Origin of the sequence: Pseudomonas sp. NEEL19 (genome assembly GCF_028751975.1) — a bacterium.
GTDB lineage: Bacteria > Pseudomonadota > Gammaproteobacteria > Pseudomonadales > Pseudomonadaceae > Aquipseudomonas > Aquipseudomonas juntendi.
In genome coordinates, this window is sequence record NZ_CP081491.1 from 3,411,262 (window position 1) to 3,426,031 (window position 14,770).

Below are 14,770 nucleotides of genomic sequence, written 5' to 3' on the forward strand. Positions count from 1 at the left end.
AAAGCAGAAACATCAGGCGGCCTGCGCAACCACGCGGCCACGCCGCTGGGTCAGCGACACCAGCAGGATGAACAGGGTCACCCCGGCGGTCATCAGTGTTTCATAACGGTAGGCATCGCTGAACAGCATGTAGCCCAGCACCATGACAATGGTGCCAATCACCAGCCACGTGAGGTAAGGGAACAGCCACATTTTCAGCTCCAGCGGGCGCCCTTCGCGTTCGGCGCGGGCCCGCATGCGCAGCTGCGACACGGCGATCACCAGGTACACCAGCAACGCGATGGCACCGGTGGTAGACAACAGGAAGCCAAACACCTTGCCAGGGAAAACATAGTTGACCAGGCAACCGGCGAAGCCTGCCAAGGTGGAGAACAGCACGGCCACGGTCGGCACCCCGGAGCCGGCAATGCGCTTGGTCATGCTCAGCGCCTGGCCACGCGCGCCCAGCGAATAGAGCATGCGCGAGGCTGTGTACAGGCCCGAGTTCATGCAACTGGTCACTGCCACCAGTACCACCAGGTCGACCAGCAGCTTGGCCCCCGGCACGTTCAGCACTTCCAGCACCCGCTGGAACGAACCGACCGCCTTCAATGCCGGGTCGTTCCAGGCCACCAGCGACACCACCAGGAAGATCGAGGCCAGGTAGAAGATCGCGATGCGGTAGACCACCAGGTTAGTGGCACGGCGGATCTTGTCTTTCGGGTTGGCGGTTTCGTCAGCGGCGATGGTGACGATTTCGGCACCGAAGAACGAGAAGATGGTAATCAGCACGCCACCCAGTACGGTGCCGAAGCCGTTGGGCATGAAGCCGCCGTGGTCCCACAGGCGGCTGACCCCGGACACCTCGGCCAGCGGCCAGAAACCGAACACCGCCAGGCCGCTGACCACGATGAACGCAATGATCGCCACCACCTTGACCAAGGCGAACCAGTACTCGAACGCACCGAAGTTCTTCACGCTGACCAGGTTGGTGCCCGACAGCACCAGCATGATCAGGAAGGCGAACAGCCACGAGGGCACGCCCGGGAAGTAGGCATGCAGGATGTCGGCGCCGGCGATGGCTTCGACCGGAATGATCAGTACCCAGAACCACCAGTACAGCCAGCCGATGGTAAACCCGGCCCACGGGCCGATGGCCTCGCTGGCATAGGTCGAGAACGAGCCGCTGTTGGGGTTGGCGATGGCCATTTCACCCAGCATGCGCATGACCAGCAGCACCAGCAGGCCGGTCATGGCGTAGGAGATGAGGATCGCCGGGCCGGCGGTGGCAATGGCATTGGACGAGCCGATGAACAGGCCGGCGCCGATGATGCCGGCGATGGAAATCATGGACACCTGGCGCGAGGTCAGGCCGTGCTGCAAGGAGCGCTGTTTCTTGTTGTCGTGAGAAGCCATGAAGAACCCTCGAATGGGTCGGCCGCGGCATGGCGGCTGAAGGTCGGAGCAGAATTCTTTTAAATTTCTGATGCGTGTTGTTGTTGTTTTGCAAAGACCGAAAGCGGGTTTACGACCTCCTCTCTACATGACCGGTTGTCATTGTTGATCCAGGTCAGTATTAATCTATAGGCCGGGGTCAACAAACGACCTTTTCGAAACACATGATTCCGTTTTGGAATGAACTCCTTACTTTTTTGCTCGGTATTCGCCCGTCATGTCCAAACGCCTGATGCCCTCGACCACCGCCCTTCAGTGTTTCGAAGCGGCCGCCCGCCACCTCAGCTTCACCCGTGCGGCGCAAGAGCTGCACCTGACCCAGAGCGCCGTCAGCAAGCAGGTGGCGCAGCTTGAAGACATGCTCTCGCACTCGCTGTTCCAGCGTATTCGCCGGCGCCTGCACCTGACCCCGGCCGGCGCCCTGTACCTCACCGAAGTGAACAAGATCCTCACCCAGATCGATATTTCCAGCCGCTACATCCTCAGCTATGGCGACGAAACCGAAGTGCTGCGCATCGCTACCCAGCCCACCTTCGGGGCGCGCTGGCTGGTGCCCAGGCTCAAGGGCTTCGGCGACCGCTACCCACGTATTCACCTGGACATACGCAACGAGCTGGAGCCGTTCGACCTGGTCCAGGCCAAGGCCGACATCGCCTTTTTCTTCGGCCAGGGCACCTGGCCCGGGGCAACCTGCATCGAATTGTTCAGTGAAGAGGTCGTGCCGGTGTGCAGCCCGCAGCTACTGGCCAGCCACCCTTTCGACAGTGCCCAGGCACTGACCGAGCACCGCTTGTTGCAGTGCGTGTCGCGGCCCGAAGCCTGGCATGAGTGGTTCCTGGGGCTGGGCTTGCACAGCCAGAACAGCTACCACGGGCCGCGTTTCGACACCTTCTACCTGTGCATCCGCGCGGCCATCGCCGGTTGTGGCATCGCCCTGATCCCGCGCTACCTGGTGGCCGAGGAATTGAGCGAAGGCAAGCTGGTGGTGGCCTGGGACCACCCGGTGCCAAGCAATGGCCGGCACTTCATCGCCCATGCCGAACATGCCGCCGAAGTGCCCAAGATAAGGGCTTTTGTGCAGTGGATACGGGAGCGGGTAGCTGAGGGGGATTGATTTGAATGGCGAAGTATCGGCCAGATCACGAATCCATGGAATGACCGCAATCGAATAATTCGTTTGCGGAATAACCTGCGAACACGTTTGGATAATAAGAAACTCGAACAAGGTCCGCGTGTGTCATGAACCAGGAAAGTATCAGCCAGTCGATTGCCATCGTTCACCCAATCACACTTTCCCATGGCCGCAATGCCGAAGTCTGGGACACTGACGGCAAACGTTACATCGACTTTGTCGGCGGTATCGGCGTGCTCAACCTGGGCCACTGCAACCCGGCCGTGGTCGAGGCCATCCAGGCCCAGGCCACCCGCCTCACTCACTATGCCTTCAACGCCGCCCCCCATGGTCCGTACCTGGCGCTGATGGAGCAACTGAGCCAGTTCGTACCGGTCAGCTACCCGCTGGCCGGCATGCTCACCAACAGCGGCGCGGAAGCCGCGGAAAACGCCCTGAAAGTGGCCCGTGGCGCCACCGGTAAACGGGCCATCATCGCCTTCGACGGGGGCTTCCACGGCCGCACCCTGGCTACCCTGAACCTCAACGGCAAGGTCGCCCCGTACAAGCAACGGGTCGGCGAGCTGCCCGGGCCGGTCTACCACCTGCCCTACCCGAGCGCGGACACCGGGGTCACCTGCGAACAGGCACTCAAGGCCATGGACCGCCTGTTCAGCGTCGAGTTGGCCGTGGAAGACGTGGCGGCGTTCATTTTTGAGCCAGTGCAGGGAGAAGGTGGTTTCCTGACCCTCGACCCGGCCTTCGCCCAGGCCCTGCGCCGCTTCTGCGACCAGCACGGCATCCTGATCATCATCGACGAGATCCAGTCAGGCTTTGGCCGCACCGGCCAGCGCTTCGCCTTCCCGCGCCTGGGGCTCGAGCCCGACCTGCTGTTGCTGGCCAAGAGCATTGCCGGCGGCATGCCCTTGGGTGCGGTGGTCGGGCGCAAGGACCTGATGGGGTCATTACCCAAGGGCGGCCTCGGCGGCACCTACTCGGGCAACCCCATTGCCTGTGCGGCAGCACTGGCCAGCCTGGCGCAGATGACCGACGAGAACGTGGCTACCTGGGGTGAGCGCCAGGAGCAGGCCATCGTCAGCCGCCACCAGCGTTGGACGGCCTCGGGCCTGTACCCGTTCATCGGGCGCCTGACAGGCGTGGGCGCCATGCGCGGGATTGAATTCGTCAATGCAGACGGCAGCCCGGCCCCGGCGCAACTGGCCAAGGTGCTGGACGCGGCACGCGCCAAAGGCCTGCTGCTGATGCCCAGCGGCAAGGCGCGGCACATCATCCGCCTGCTGGCACCGCTGACCATCGAGGCCGAGGTGCTCGAAGAAGGGCTGGATATCCTCGAGCAGTGCCTGGCGGAGTTGAACTGAGCGTTACAGCCCCAGCTCTGCCGGGGTGAGCATGTCGGACTCGAACGCGATCCAGCCGCCTTCGAGTTCGGCATGGCCATTGACGATAGGGCCGTAGTAGGTCAGGCCGTTCTCCAGGGTGACGCAAATGTGCGTGGCATTCTTTTCAGGCGCCGCGAGCGTACCGACGAAATGCACCTTTTTCAGGGTTTCGGTCACCGCCTCCAGGCCAACGCGCATACCGGGGTTTTCCGATGCCTCGGTATCGCCCCCACGGTCCTCGGCGCTGATGGTGACGGTGGCGATGTACGGGTACTGGGTGCTCAAGCGGGGTTACCTCAATGGGTGGGTAGGCGTATGGGCGCGTAGAGTACGGCAGGCATTGCCTGTTGTCTCTACTGGCCTCATCGCTGGCAAGCCAGCGCCCACAGGCATACAACCCTTGAATACGCTGCAGCCCTTGTGGGAGCGGGTTCACCCGCGAAGCGGCCAGCCCTGCAACAGGTGATCTGGCCGCCCCGATCTGTTAGGGTGCCCGCCGATGCACGCCACACCACACGAGGATCCCGAGTGAGCGCCGAAGAACCCCTGATCGCCGACCTGTTCGATGTCGACAAACGTCTGTCCCTCAAGCCGGTGGTGGACTTCAACAGCTACCTGCGCAACGCTTTCGGCGAGGGCCCGTGCCGCTGCCACCGCTGCGTCGAAGGTGCCGACCCCAGCACCTATAGCCACGCGCACACCTTCACCTTCGACGGCCGCCCGTGGCACCGCCGTTTCGCCAGCACCGCCGGCAGCGATGTGGCCCAGGTGCTGAAGAAAGCCTGGCTGTCCTATACCAAGGCCGACCTGAACCTGATCGGCGCGCTGGACCTGGCCACGCTCAAGACCTTCACCGAAGCCGGCCTGCACCCACGCTTGCTGGCCCTGCTACCGGCGTGTGGCCTGGCTCGCGAAGTGGATGGCCAGTGGCTGCTGCAGGCCCAGGCCGACTGACAGCCCGGCGGCACGGCAGGATTCCACGGGTCTGCTAACGTGGTGGAATCCGCCCAGCCGCAGGTAGTCCGCCATGGCCCGCACAACGCCCATCGAGCTGTACCGCAACATCGGCATCGTCGCCCACGTCGACGCCGGCAAGACCACGACTACCGAGCGGATCCTGTTCTACACCGGGGTCAACCACAAGATGGGCGAGGTGCACGATGGCGCCGCGACCATGGACTGGATGGCCCAGGAGCAAGAGCGCGGCATCACCATCACCTCGGCGGCGACCACGGCCTTCTGGCAAGGCTCGACCAAGCAGTTCGCCGACAAGTACCGGTTCAACATCATCGACACCCCCGGCCACGTCGACTTCACCATCGAAGTGGAACGTTCGCTGCGCGTGCTCGATGGTGCCGTGGTGGTCTTCAGCGGCGCCGACGGCGTCGAGCCCCAGTCCGAAACGGTCTGGCGCCAGGCCAACAAGTACCACGTGCCGCGCCTGGCCTACATCAACAAGATGGATCGCCAGGGCGCCGACTTCCTGCGGGTGGTCAAACAGATCGACCAGCGCCTGGGCCACCACCCGGTGCCGATCCAGCTGGCCATTGGCAGTGAAGAGCATTTCATCGGCCAGATCGACCTGGTGAAGATGAAAGCTATCTACTGGAACGATGCCGATAACGGCACCAGTTATCGCGAAGAAGAGATACCTGCCGAGCTCAAGGTGCTGGCCGATGAATGGCGCGCGAAGATGGTGGAGGCCGCGGCTGAGGCCAATGACGAACTGACCGAGAAGTTTCTCGAGGGCGAAGAGCTGAGCATCGAAGAAATCAAGGCCGGCCTGCGCAAACGCACCCTGAACAACGAAATCGTACCCACCATCCTCGGCTCCTCGTTCAAGAACAAGGGCGTGCCGCTGATGCTCGATGCGGTGATCGATTACCTGCCTGCCCCTTCGGAAATCCCGGCAATCAAGGGCACCGACCCCGACGACGAAAACAAGCACCTGGAACGCCATGCCGACGATAAGGAGCCGTTCTCGGCCCTTGCCTTCAAGATCGCCACCGACCCGTTCGTCGGCACCCTGACCTTCGCCCGGGTGTACTCCGGGGTGCTCAGCTCCGGCAATGCCGTGCTCAACTCGGTCAAGGGCAAGAAAGAGCGCATCGGCCGCATGGTGCAGATGCACGCCAACCAGCGCGCGGAGATCAAGGACGTATGCGCCGGCGACATCGCTGCCCTCATCGGCATGAAGGACGTGACCACCGGCGACACCCTGTGCGACATGGACAAGCCGATCATCCTGGAGCGCATGGACTTCCCCGACCCGGTGATTTCCGTGGCCGTGGAACCGAAAACCAAGGCCGACCAGGAAAAAATGGGCATCGCCCTGGGCAAACTGGCCCAGGAAGACCCGTCATTCCGCGTGCGCACCGACGAAGAAACCGGCCAGACCATTATCTCCGGCATGGGCGAGTTGCACCTGGACATCATCGTCGACCGCATGCGCCGTGAATTCAACGTCGAGGCCAATATCGGCAAGCCGCAGGTGGCCTACCGCGAGAAAATCCGCAACACCTGCGAGATCGAGGGCCGCTTCGTCCGCCAGTCCGGCGGCCGCGGCCAGTACGGGCATTGCTGGATCCGCTTCGCCCCCGGTGACGAAGGCAAGGAAGGCCTGGAGTTCGTCAACGAGATCGTCGGCGGCGTGGTGCCACGCGAATACATCCCGGCGATCCAGAAAGGTATCGAAGAACAGATGAAGAACGGCGTGCTGGCCGGCTACCCGCTGATCAACCTGAAGGCAGCGGTGTATGACGGCTCGTACCACGATGTGGACTCCAACGAGATGGCCTACAAGATCGCAGCGTCGATGGCCACCAAGCAGCTGTCGCAAAAAGGCGGCGCGGTACTGCTGGAGCCGGTGATGAAGGTGGAGGTGGTCACCCCCGAGGAATACCAGGGCGACATCCTAGGCGACCTGAGCCGGCGCCGGGGCATGATCCAGGACGGCGACGAAACCCCGGCAGGCAAGGTGATCCGCGCCGAGGTGCCGCTAGGCGAAATGTTCGGCTACGCCACCTCGATGCGCTCGATGACCCAGGGCCGGGCCAGCTTCTCGATGGAGTTCACCCGCTATGCCGAGGCCCCAGCCAGCATTGCCGATGGCATCGTCAAGAAAAACCGCGGGGAGTGATTCATTCGCCTGTACCGGCCTCTTCGCGGGCATGCCCGCGAAGAGGCCAGCACAGACAATAACCTTTCTCAGTGCTGCTCCCCTGCCCGCTTCAACAGCTTCTTGCACCGCTCCGACAGATGCACCACGCGCAGGTGCTTGCCCGCCTTGGCATAACGCTCGCGCAAGGTCTGCAGTGCGGCAACCGCCGAGTAATCGACAAAGCTCAGGTGCTGGCAGTCCAGCGTGACCTGGGCCGGGTCGCTGGCGGCATCGAACTGGTCGAGAAATGAAGTGGTCGAGGCGAAGAACAGCGTGCCATGCACTTGATAGCGTTTGCTGCCATCGGCGTCTTCATGGCTGTCGGCGTACAACTCCCGGGCATGCTGCCAGGCAAAGTTCAGCGCCGCGATCACGATGCCGAACAGCACTGCCATGGCCAGGTCGGTAAACACCGTGACCACGGTCACCGCGATGATCGCCAGCACATCGTTGACCGGCACCTTGTGCAACACCCGCAAGGACGCCCAGGCAAAGGTCTGCTGGGCCACCACGAACATCACGCCAACCAGCGCCGCCAGGGGAATACGCTCGATCAAAGGCGACAGGAACAACACGAACAGCAGAATCATCACCCCGGCTACCACACCCGACAGCCGGCCACGGCCGTTGGAGCTCAGGTTGATCACCGTTTGCCCGATCATTGCGCAACCCCCCATGCCACCGCACAGGCCCGACACCATGTTCGCGGCGCCCAATGCCACGCACTCGCGGTCCGGGTAGCCGCGGCTTTCGGTGATTTCGTCGGTCAGGTTCAGCGTGAGCAGGGTTTCCAGCAGGCCGACCATGGCCATCAGCACCGCGTAGGGGGCGATGATCTTGAGGGTTTCCAGGTTCCACGGCACATCCGGCAGCGCCAGCCCCGGCAAGCCGCCAGCGATGTGCGCCATGTCACCCAGGGTGCGGGTGGGCAGGCCGAGCAGGTACACCAGCAGGCCAACGCCAAGAATCGCCACCAGTGCCGGCGGTACGGCGCGGGTGAGCTTCGGCAACAGGTAGACCACCGCCATGGTCAGCGCCACCAGGCCGATCATCAGGTACAAAGGCGTGCCACTGAGCCAGTGCTCACCGTTTTTGAAATGCTCTAGCTGGGCCATTGCAATGACAATGGCCAGGCCGTTGACGAAGCCTAGCATGACCGGGTACGGCACCAGGCGCACCAGCTTGCCTAGGCGCAGCAGGCCGAACAGAATCATCACCACCCCGCCCAGCAGCACCGTTGCCAGCAGGTATTGCGCGCCGTGCTGCACCACCAGCGCCACGATCACCACCGCCATCGAGCCGGCAGCCCCGGAAATCATGCCCGGCCGACCGCCGAACAGTGCGGTCAAGGTGCAAATGATGAACGCACCGTACAGGCCCATCAGCGGGTTGAGGTGGGCCACCAGGGCAAAGGCGATGCACTCGGGCACCAAGGCAAACGAGGTGGTCAGGCCGGCGAGCAGGTCGGCGCGTAGTCGGGTGTGTTTCATGGGCATCCTGTAATTAGCCGGACAACAGCCTGGGGCACCTGTACGGCCTTTAGAGCGGGCAAAAATCGAAGGCGGGATGTTACGGAATTTGTCTGACAGCAGCCACCGCGCAATGTAGCCGAAGGGCTCTCAGGCTCCCTGGCACGGCCTGTGGAGGGCGATTATCTGCAATTATCTGGCTGACTATAATTTATAGTTTCCTGGATAAAGCCAGGGTAAAAGGCAGTTTTTGATGTGCATCCAGCACAGGCAGGACGCCTTTGCCATCATGGCAACCCCACCTGCGGAGATCATGGACATGCCGCTACGCCCCCTATGCGCCGCCCTGCTGCTGGCCGCCAGCCTCACCGCCCAGGCCGCCACCGAGGTATTGCCGCTGCAGCACCGCAGCAGTGCCGAACTGCTGCCTGCCGCACAGGCATTCATCGCCAAAGACGGCACGGTCAGCGCCTTCGAGAACAAGCTGATCGTCAACGCCAGCCCCGAGCGCATCGACGACCTGCGTGCCTTGCTGCAGCAGCTGGATACCGCGCCCAAGCGCCTGCTGATCAGCGTTGACAACAACGACAGCAACTTCCAGGACAACCGGGGCAACGGCCAGGTCATTCGCTACGGCACCAGCAACCGCGACGGTGGCATGCAGCAAGTTCAGGCCAGCGAAGGCCAGCCAGCACTCATCCAGGTTGGCCAGAGCATCCCGGTTACCAGCACCAGCACCGACGGCTACGGGCGCCTCCAGAGCAACACCGAATACCGCAACGTGACCCAAGGTTTTTATGTAACCCCAAGCGTGAGCGGCGATACGGTCCGTCTGCAAATCAGCAGCAATAATGACCGCATCAGCAACGAACGTGCAGATGTAGTGAAAGTGCAAAGCACCGACACAACCATCACCGGCAAGCTCGGCGAGTGGCTCACACTGGCAGGCTACAACCAGCAGAGCCAAGCCGAGCGCAGCCCCGCCAACCGCATTTACAGCACCCAGCGCGGTGAAAACATGACTGTGCGGGTAAAAGTCGACCTTCTGGACTGATCCCAGGCAATTCAAGGCCTCGACCAAAGGCCTTGAAACTGACTGACAAGTCGTATTAGACCAAAGATGTAGTAAGCACAAAAAACCACTACAAAACATTTGACAGGGTGTTTTTCCCAAGGGCATGATGGCCTCGCTCCCGCTAATCAGGGGCCCTGGCAAGGGCCTTCGAGGCGCGCTCCTCCCACCCCCGGAGGCGCCTTGTGTCTATACGGCCCACAAGGCGGTTCGACGGGATTGCGACTGCAACGAAGAAGTTGTCCCGAGGGACGGAAGCGCATCACCGCAGTACTGGCAATCGCGTAGCACCGCAGTTAGGCATCCACGAGCCGACCTGCCGGGGCGCCCTCTGCCTGGCCTGCACTCTCCTTCCCCTTCGAGCCTTCGCGTTCGCCGCCGCACGCCTGCGAACAGGACAGCCGCCAGGCACCTGATCTGCTCCGAGCATCAGCACAATTAACTCAAGATCGATGCGACGAGGTTTATTTCCATGGCACTGACACGCGAACAGCAAATTGCAGCCCTCGAGAAAGACTGGGCCGAGAACCCGCGCTGGAAAGGCGTGACCCGTACCTACACCGCCGCTGATGTCGTTCGCCTGCGTGGCTCCGTGCAACCCGAGCACACCTTTGCCCGCCAGGGTGCAGAGAAACTGTGGAAGCTGGTCACCGAAGGTGCCCACCCGTCCTTCCGCCCCGAGAAAGACTTCGTCAACTGCATGGGCGCCCTGACCGGCGGCCAGGCAGTGCAGCAGGTAAAAGCCGGCATCCAGGCTATCTACCTGTCCGGCTGGCAGGTTGCCGCCGACAACAACTCGGCCGAGTCCATGTACCCTGACCAGTCGCTGTACCCGGTCGACTCGGTACCGACCGTGGTCAAGCGAATCAACAATGCGTTCCGCCGCGCTGACCAGATCCAGTGGAAAGCGGGCAAGAACCCAGGCGACGACGGCTACATCGACTACTTCGCCCCGATCGTGGCCGACGCCGAAGCCGGTTTCGGCGGCGTGCTGAACGCCTACGAGCTGATGAAGAACATGATCGAAGCAGGCGCTGCCGGCGTGCACTTCGAAGACCAGCTGGCCTCGGTGAAAAAATGCGGCCACATGGGTGGCAAGGTACTGGTACCGACCCAGGAAGCCGTGCAGAAGCTGGTGGCCGCGCGCCTGGCTGCTGACGTGTCGGGTGTGCCGACCATTATCCTGGCCCGTACCGACGCCAACGCCGCCGACTTGCTGACCAGCGACTGCGACCCGTACGACCAGCCGTTCGTGATTGGCGAGCGCACCCGTGAAGGCTTCTATAAAGTGCGCGCCGGCCTCGACCAGGCCATCGCCCGCGGCCTGGCCTACGCGCCGTATGCCGACCTGATCTGGTGCGAGACTGCCAAACCGGACCTGGACGAAGCCCGCCGCTTCGCCGAAGCGATCAAGAAGGAGTACCCGGACCAGATCCTGTCGTACAACTGCTCGCCTTCCTTCAACTGGAAGAAGAACCTGGACGACGCCACCATTGCCAAGTTCCAGCGCGAACTGTCGGCCATGGGCTACAAACACCAGTTCATCACCCTGGCCGGCATCCACAACATGTGGCACGGCATGTTCAACCTGGCGCACGACTACGCCCGCAATGACATGACCGCCTACGTGAAGCTGCAGGAGCAGGAATTCGCTGACGCCAGCAAGGGCTACACCTTCGTGGCGCACCAGCAGGAAGTGGGCACTGGCTACTTCGACGACATGACCACTGTTATTCAGGGTGGGGCTTCGTCGGTGACTGCACTGACGGGTTCGACCGAAGAAGAGCAGTTCCACTGATAGTGGAATGCGGTTGAACGAAGGCCCGGAGCTTGTAAAAGCGCCGGGCCTTTGTTTTTGCCGGTACCGGCCCTTTCGCGGATGAACCCTGTAGGAGCGGCCTTGTGTCGCGAAAGGGGTGCGTAGCGCCCCCGGGATCTGTGCGCCACCGCAAAATTGCCGGGGCCGCTCTGCGGCCCTTTCGCGACACAAGGCCGCTCCTACAGACGAATCGTGCCTATCAGGGGTGCCTCTGTGCTGCATGCCAGTTCAGCTTGCCGGCGATGCGCCGCGCGGGCGGCGCTCGATCTCACAGGCGCTGCATTCCTTTCGCCATACAAATGGCAGCCCTCACGCGACCCAACGGCAGCCCCAACAAACCCCATAATCAGGTCTATGTTGAGGCAGCAAACCAGCAAGGACCGCATCAGGGCGGCGAGGTGCCTGCCTTGGTTTTTGCGGTGTTGCGCAGATCGAGCGCCGCCCGCGCGGCGCTTCGCGGCTAAAGCCGCTCCTACGCTTGTTTCGGGCCAGTTATGCCTGTGGGATTTGCGCGCGAACGCTTTGGCGCACGCCTCGATATCGCGACGTACAAACAAGGCGGTCGCGCGCGCCTGGCACAGGATGGACTGGCCGGAAACAAACGTAGATACTCTGTTGGCGGTCAAGCTTTTCTGAGGTGTTCAGAGCTGAAAAGCTTGGCCGTATCAAATGGCTCATCTCCGCTCATGCACGCCCAGATGCCTGTCAGGTACTTGCGCATGACAGCGGCGATCGCTTGCATTTTTTTCTTGCCCCTGCTGATCAGCGACTCATAAAAAGCCTTCGCATAAGGATCGCAGCGCACCGCCGTCAGCGCAGGCATGTACATGGCTGCCCGTAAATAGGCATTCCCGCTTTTGCCGAGCCGACCAGGTTTATCAATGCTTGTTCCAGACTGTGTCTGTCGAACATCAAGGCCAGCATGACGAGCGACCTGAGAGGACTTGAGCGTTTCGGGCAGCGTGGTCAGCTCAGCCAGGGCGGCCAGCGCCGAGACCTCTCCAATCCCAGGGCCTGCGAGGAGTTGCTCGTACTGTCGAGTTAGCCTTGGACACTGGGCGATTAACTCGCGCCCTGCCTTACGAAAGCGCTCGATTCGATTACTTAGTGAAGCAATCTCTTCTTCTTGATCCTCGATCAACATCGAGGCAGTCGTGGCGGTCGCCTGCAATGCATGCAGCTCGTTCTTCGCCCTGATACGGTGTCCCACCAAACGATTGATGTGCCGGCCAAGGCCTCGGAGTTCAAGCTGTACAGTGCTTGGAGGTGTCCACAAACGCGGGGTCATACGCTCCCCGTACTCGGACAGCAGCTGAGCATCTATTGCGTCAGTCTTGCTGTTCACCAGCATCAGTTTGGCGAAGTTGTGGAAGCTCTTGGGGTTGATCACGGAAACAGGTAGGTCAGCAGCGTGCAGCTCAATGGCCAAGTCCAGGTAATAGATCCCGGTCGCCTCCATCACGATCGACGTAGGCTTGAGCGCCTGCAGCTTTTTCACCGCAGCCTTGCGACCGGCAGGGGTTTGAGCGATATCCCACTGACCGGCAGTGCGCCCATCTTTACGCACCCCAACGACCGAAGTCCGTGAGCCGATATCGAGGCCAACCCAGACACTCATTCTTCCCTCTCCCAAGCGAATTAGGTAACAATGGCCTCCGGTTCCCCGACCTCGAACTTCATGCCGCTGCAACCTTGTAATGCGAAGTCCGACTTGTCGGCTTCTCGATACTCTTCGTGGTGGGCAATGAGGCGGGGGGCCTCTCTACGTACAAGGTCAGGGGCAAACCCTGCCTTCAGGAGCGATCGGCCTCCCCGGAAGTGCTTCTTCAGCCTGACGAGAATAACTTCTCCCGCCAGGCCAGTCACAACATACAAGGAGCGGCTTTAGCCGCGAAGCGCCGCGCGGGCGGCGCTCGGTCTCACAGGCGCTGCATTCCTTTCGCCATATAAATGGCAGCCCTCACGCGACCCAACGGCAGCCCCAACAAACCCCATAATCAGGTCTATGTTGAGGCAACAAACCAGCAAGGACCGCATCAGGGCGGCGAGGTGCCTGCCTTGGTTTTTGCGGTGTTGCGCAGATCGAGCGCCGCCCGCGCGGCGCTTCGCGGCTAAAGCCGCTCCTACGCTTGTTTCGGGCCAGTTATGCCTGTGGGATTTGCGCGCGAACGCTTTGGCGCACGCCTCGATATCGCGACGTACAAACAAGGCGGTCGCGCGCGCCTGGCACAGGATGGACTGGCCGGAAACAAACGTAGGAGCGGCTTTAGCCGCGAAGCGCCGCGCGGGCGGCGCTCGATCTCACAGGCGCTGCATTCCTTTCGCCATGCAAATGGCAGCCCTCACGCGACCCACGCCAGCCCAACAAACCCCACAATCACGTCTATGCTTGTGGCAGCACCGCACCCAGGGCAGCACTGGCCGGCCGCTTCATCAGCCAGTCATGACCCAACCACTAAAGTATTGACCCAGAGCGGTGCAACCGCCGCGCTAAGCTGCTAGAACACGGCCCTTTCGCATTTACAAGTAGGGGGACTCGCCAGATGAACTTTACAAGGCTCAGAACAGCCCAATTAAATGGCATCAGGCCAAATGATATTAATTATCATTACGAAACTTGTAATTCGTTACCACTCGCAAGAAACATAATTAACAAAAGCGCACGCAATGCCCGAATTTCAAGGCTTTCAGCCATTTACGCGCTGCTGTTGCACTAAATCCTACGGATAAATTTGCTACAGAAATTTTACTTGCACCAGGTTTACCCATAAAATCAGCGCGATTGATTCAGCTGCGACATTTGGTCACTGCATGTGCGACACCAAGTCGCCGCTCTACACTTATTTCAGACTGCAGAGCTGGGTCTCTGTATAAGGATTTCTAGCATGTCCGATTCGGCAGGACTCATCGCCCACAACTGGGGCTTTGCCATCTTCCTCCTGGGTGTCGTCGGCCTGTGCGCCTTCATGCTCGGCCTGTCCAGCCTGCTCGGTAGCAAGGCATGGGGCCGCGCCAAGAACGAACCCTTCGAATCCGGCATGCTGCCCGTCGGCAGCGCCCGCCTGCGCCTGTCCGCCAAATTCTATCTGGTCGCGATGCTGTTCGTGATCTTCGATATCGAAGCCCTCTTTCTCTTTGCATGGTCTGTGTCCGTCCGCGAAAGCGGCTGGACCGGGTTCGTCGAAGCACTCGTTTTCATAGCAATTCTGTTGGCAGGTCTTGTCTACCTATGGCGCGTCGGGGCACTTGATTGGGCTCCCGAAGGTCGCCGCAAGCGGCAAGCGAAGCTGAAACAATGAGGCTTT

11 protein-coding genes are annotated in these 14,770 nt (G+C 61.4%); 7 read left to right on the forward strand and 4 right to left on the reverse strand.

All coding sequences use genetic code 11. The features are described 5' to 3' along the window. Nucleotides 1–12: 12 nt before the first annotated feature. Nucleotides 13–1,395, reverse strand: coding sequence for an amino acid permease (locus K4A76_RS15190; RefSeq protein ID WP_110676809.1), 1,383 nt, complete (start codon nt 1,393–1,395; stop codon nt 13–15). A 256-nt stretch (nt 1,396–1,651) separates the two neighbouring features. Between K4A76_RS15190 and gcvA the strand changes: the two genes are divergently transcribed. After that, entirely contained in the window at nt 1,652–2,548 is an 897-nt protein-coding gene (gcvA, locus tag K4A76_RS15195; RefSeq protein WP_054914150.1) for a transcriptional regulator GcvA, read from the forward strand. 125 nt (nt 2,549–2,673) lie between these two features. Beyond that, nucleotides 2,674–3,924, forward strand: coding sequence for a 2-aminoadipate transaminase (locus tag K4A76_RS15200; RefSeq protein ID WP_274410613.1), 1,251 nt, complete (start codon nt 2,674–2,676; stop codon nt 3,922–3,924). Nucleotides 3,925–3,927: 3 nt separating this feature from the next. Here K4A76_RS15200 and K4A76_RS15205 read toward each other — a convergent pair whose 3' ends face one another. Then, nucleotides 3,928–4,230, reverse strand: coding sequence for a hypothetical protein (locus tag K4A76_RS15205; protein WP_029885291.1), 303 nt, complete (start codon nt 4,228–4,230; stop codon nt 3,928–3,930). 243 nt (nt 4,231–4,473) lie between these two features. Here K4A76_RS15205 and K4A76_RS15210 point away from each other — a divergent pair, with 243 nt between their 5' ends. After that, nucleotides 4,474–4,899, forward strand: coding sequence for a hypothetical protein (locus K4A76_RS15210; RefSeq protein ID WP_009684215.1), 426 nt, complete (start codon nt 4,474–4,476; stop codon nt 4,897–4,899). A 73-nt stretch (nt 4,900–4,972) separates the two neighbouring features. Next, nucleotides 4,973–7,084 (forward strand): elongation factor G, encoded by a 2,112-nt coding sequence (gene fusA / locus K4A76_RS15215; protein WP_274410614.1) that lies wholly within the window; start codon nt 4,973–4,975, stop codon nt 7,082–7,084. 68 nt (nt 7,085–7,152) lie between these two features. Here fusA and K4A76_RS15220 read toward each other — a convergent pair whose 3' ends face one another. Beyond that, a complete protein-coding gene (locus K4A76_RS15220) occupies nt 7,153–8,595 on the reverse strand; it encodes a SulP family inorganic anion transporter (RefSeq protein ID WP_054904921.1) in 1,443 nt (480 codons plus the stop codon). A gap of 268 nt (nt 8,596–8,863) precedes the next feature. On the opposite strand from K4A76_RS15220, the gene K4A76_RS15225 reads away from it, so the two are divergent. Together K4A76_RS15225 and aceA are read left to right on the forward strand one after the other, a co-directional pair. Next, nucleotides 8,864–9,628 (forward strand): secretin N-terminal domain-containing protein, encoded by a 765-nt coding sequence (locus K4A76_RS15225; RefSeq protein ID WP_274410615.1) that lies wholly within the window; start codon nt 8,864–8,866, stop codon nt 9,626–9,628. A gap of 490 nt (nt 9,629–10,118) precedes the next feature. Continuing rightward, nucleotides 10,119–11,444, forward strand: a complete 1,326-nt coding sequence (gene aceA, locus K4A76_RS15230; protein WP_054913919.1) for an isocitrate lyase — start codon at nt 10,119–10,121, stop codon at nt 11,442–11,444. 643 nt (nt 11,445–12,087) lie between these two features. Here the strand turns inward: aceA and K4A76_RS15235 are convergent. Continuing rightward, nucleotides 12,088–13,083 (reverse strand): IS110 family transposase, encoded by a 996-nt coding sequence (locus tag K4A76_RS15235; RefSeq protein WP_029887815.1) that lies wholly within the window; start codon nt 13,081–13,083, stop codon nt 12,088–12,090. Between the two features lie 1,267 nt (nt 13,084–14,350). Here K4A76_RS15235 and K4A76_RS15240 point away from each other — a divergent pair. Continuing rightward, a complete protein-coding gene (locus K4A76_RS15240; protein ID WP_003251427.1) occupies nt 14,351–14,764 on the forward strand; it encodes an NADH-quinone oxidoreductase subunit A in 414 nt (137 codons plus the stop codon). Nucleotides 14,765–14,770: the final 6 nt, after the last annotated feature.

What these genes read in the sequence shown, in the direction of transcription:
- K4A76_RS15235 (WP_029887815.1), bottom strand. Translation starts at nt 13,083, where the DNA reads ATGAGTGTCTGGGTTGGCCTCGATATCGGCTCACGGACTTCGGTCGTT.
- K4A76_RS15225 (WP_274410615.1), top strand. Translation starts at nt 8,864, where the DNA reads ATGGCAACCCCACCTGCGGAGATCATGGACATGCCGCTACGCCCCCTA.
- K4A76_RS15220 (WP_054904921.1), bottom strand. Translation starts at nt 8,595, where the DNA reads ATGAAACACACCCGACTACGCGCCGACCTGCTCGCCGGCCTGACCACC.
- fusA (WP_274410614.1), top strand. Translation starts at nt 4,973, where the DNA reads ATGGCCCGCACAACGCCCATCGAGCTGTACCGCAACATCGGCATCGTC.
- K4A76_RS15200 (WP_274410613.1), top strand. Translation starts at nt 2,674, where the DNA reads ATGAACCAGGAAAGTATCAGCCAGTCGATTGCCATCGTTCACCCAATC.
- K4A76_RS15240 (WP_003251427.1), top strand. Translation starts at nt 14,351, where the DNA reads ATGTCCGATTCGGCAGGACTCATCGCCCACAACTGGGGCTTTGCCATC.
- aceA (WP_054913919.1), top strand. Translation starts at nt 10,119, where the DNA reads ATGGCACTGACACGCGAACAGCAAATTGCAGCCCTCGAGAAAGACTGG.
- gcvA (WP_054914150.1), top strand. Translation starts at nt 1,652, where the DNA reads ATGTCCAAACGCCTGATGCCCTCGACCACCGCCCTTCAGTGTTTCGAA.
- K4A76_RS15190 (WP_110676809.1), bottom strand. Translation starts at nt 1,395, where the DNA reads ATGGCTTCTCACGACAACAAGAAACAGCGCTCCTTGCAGCACGGCCTG.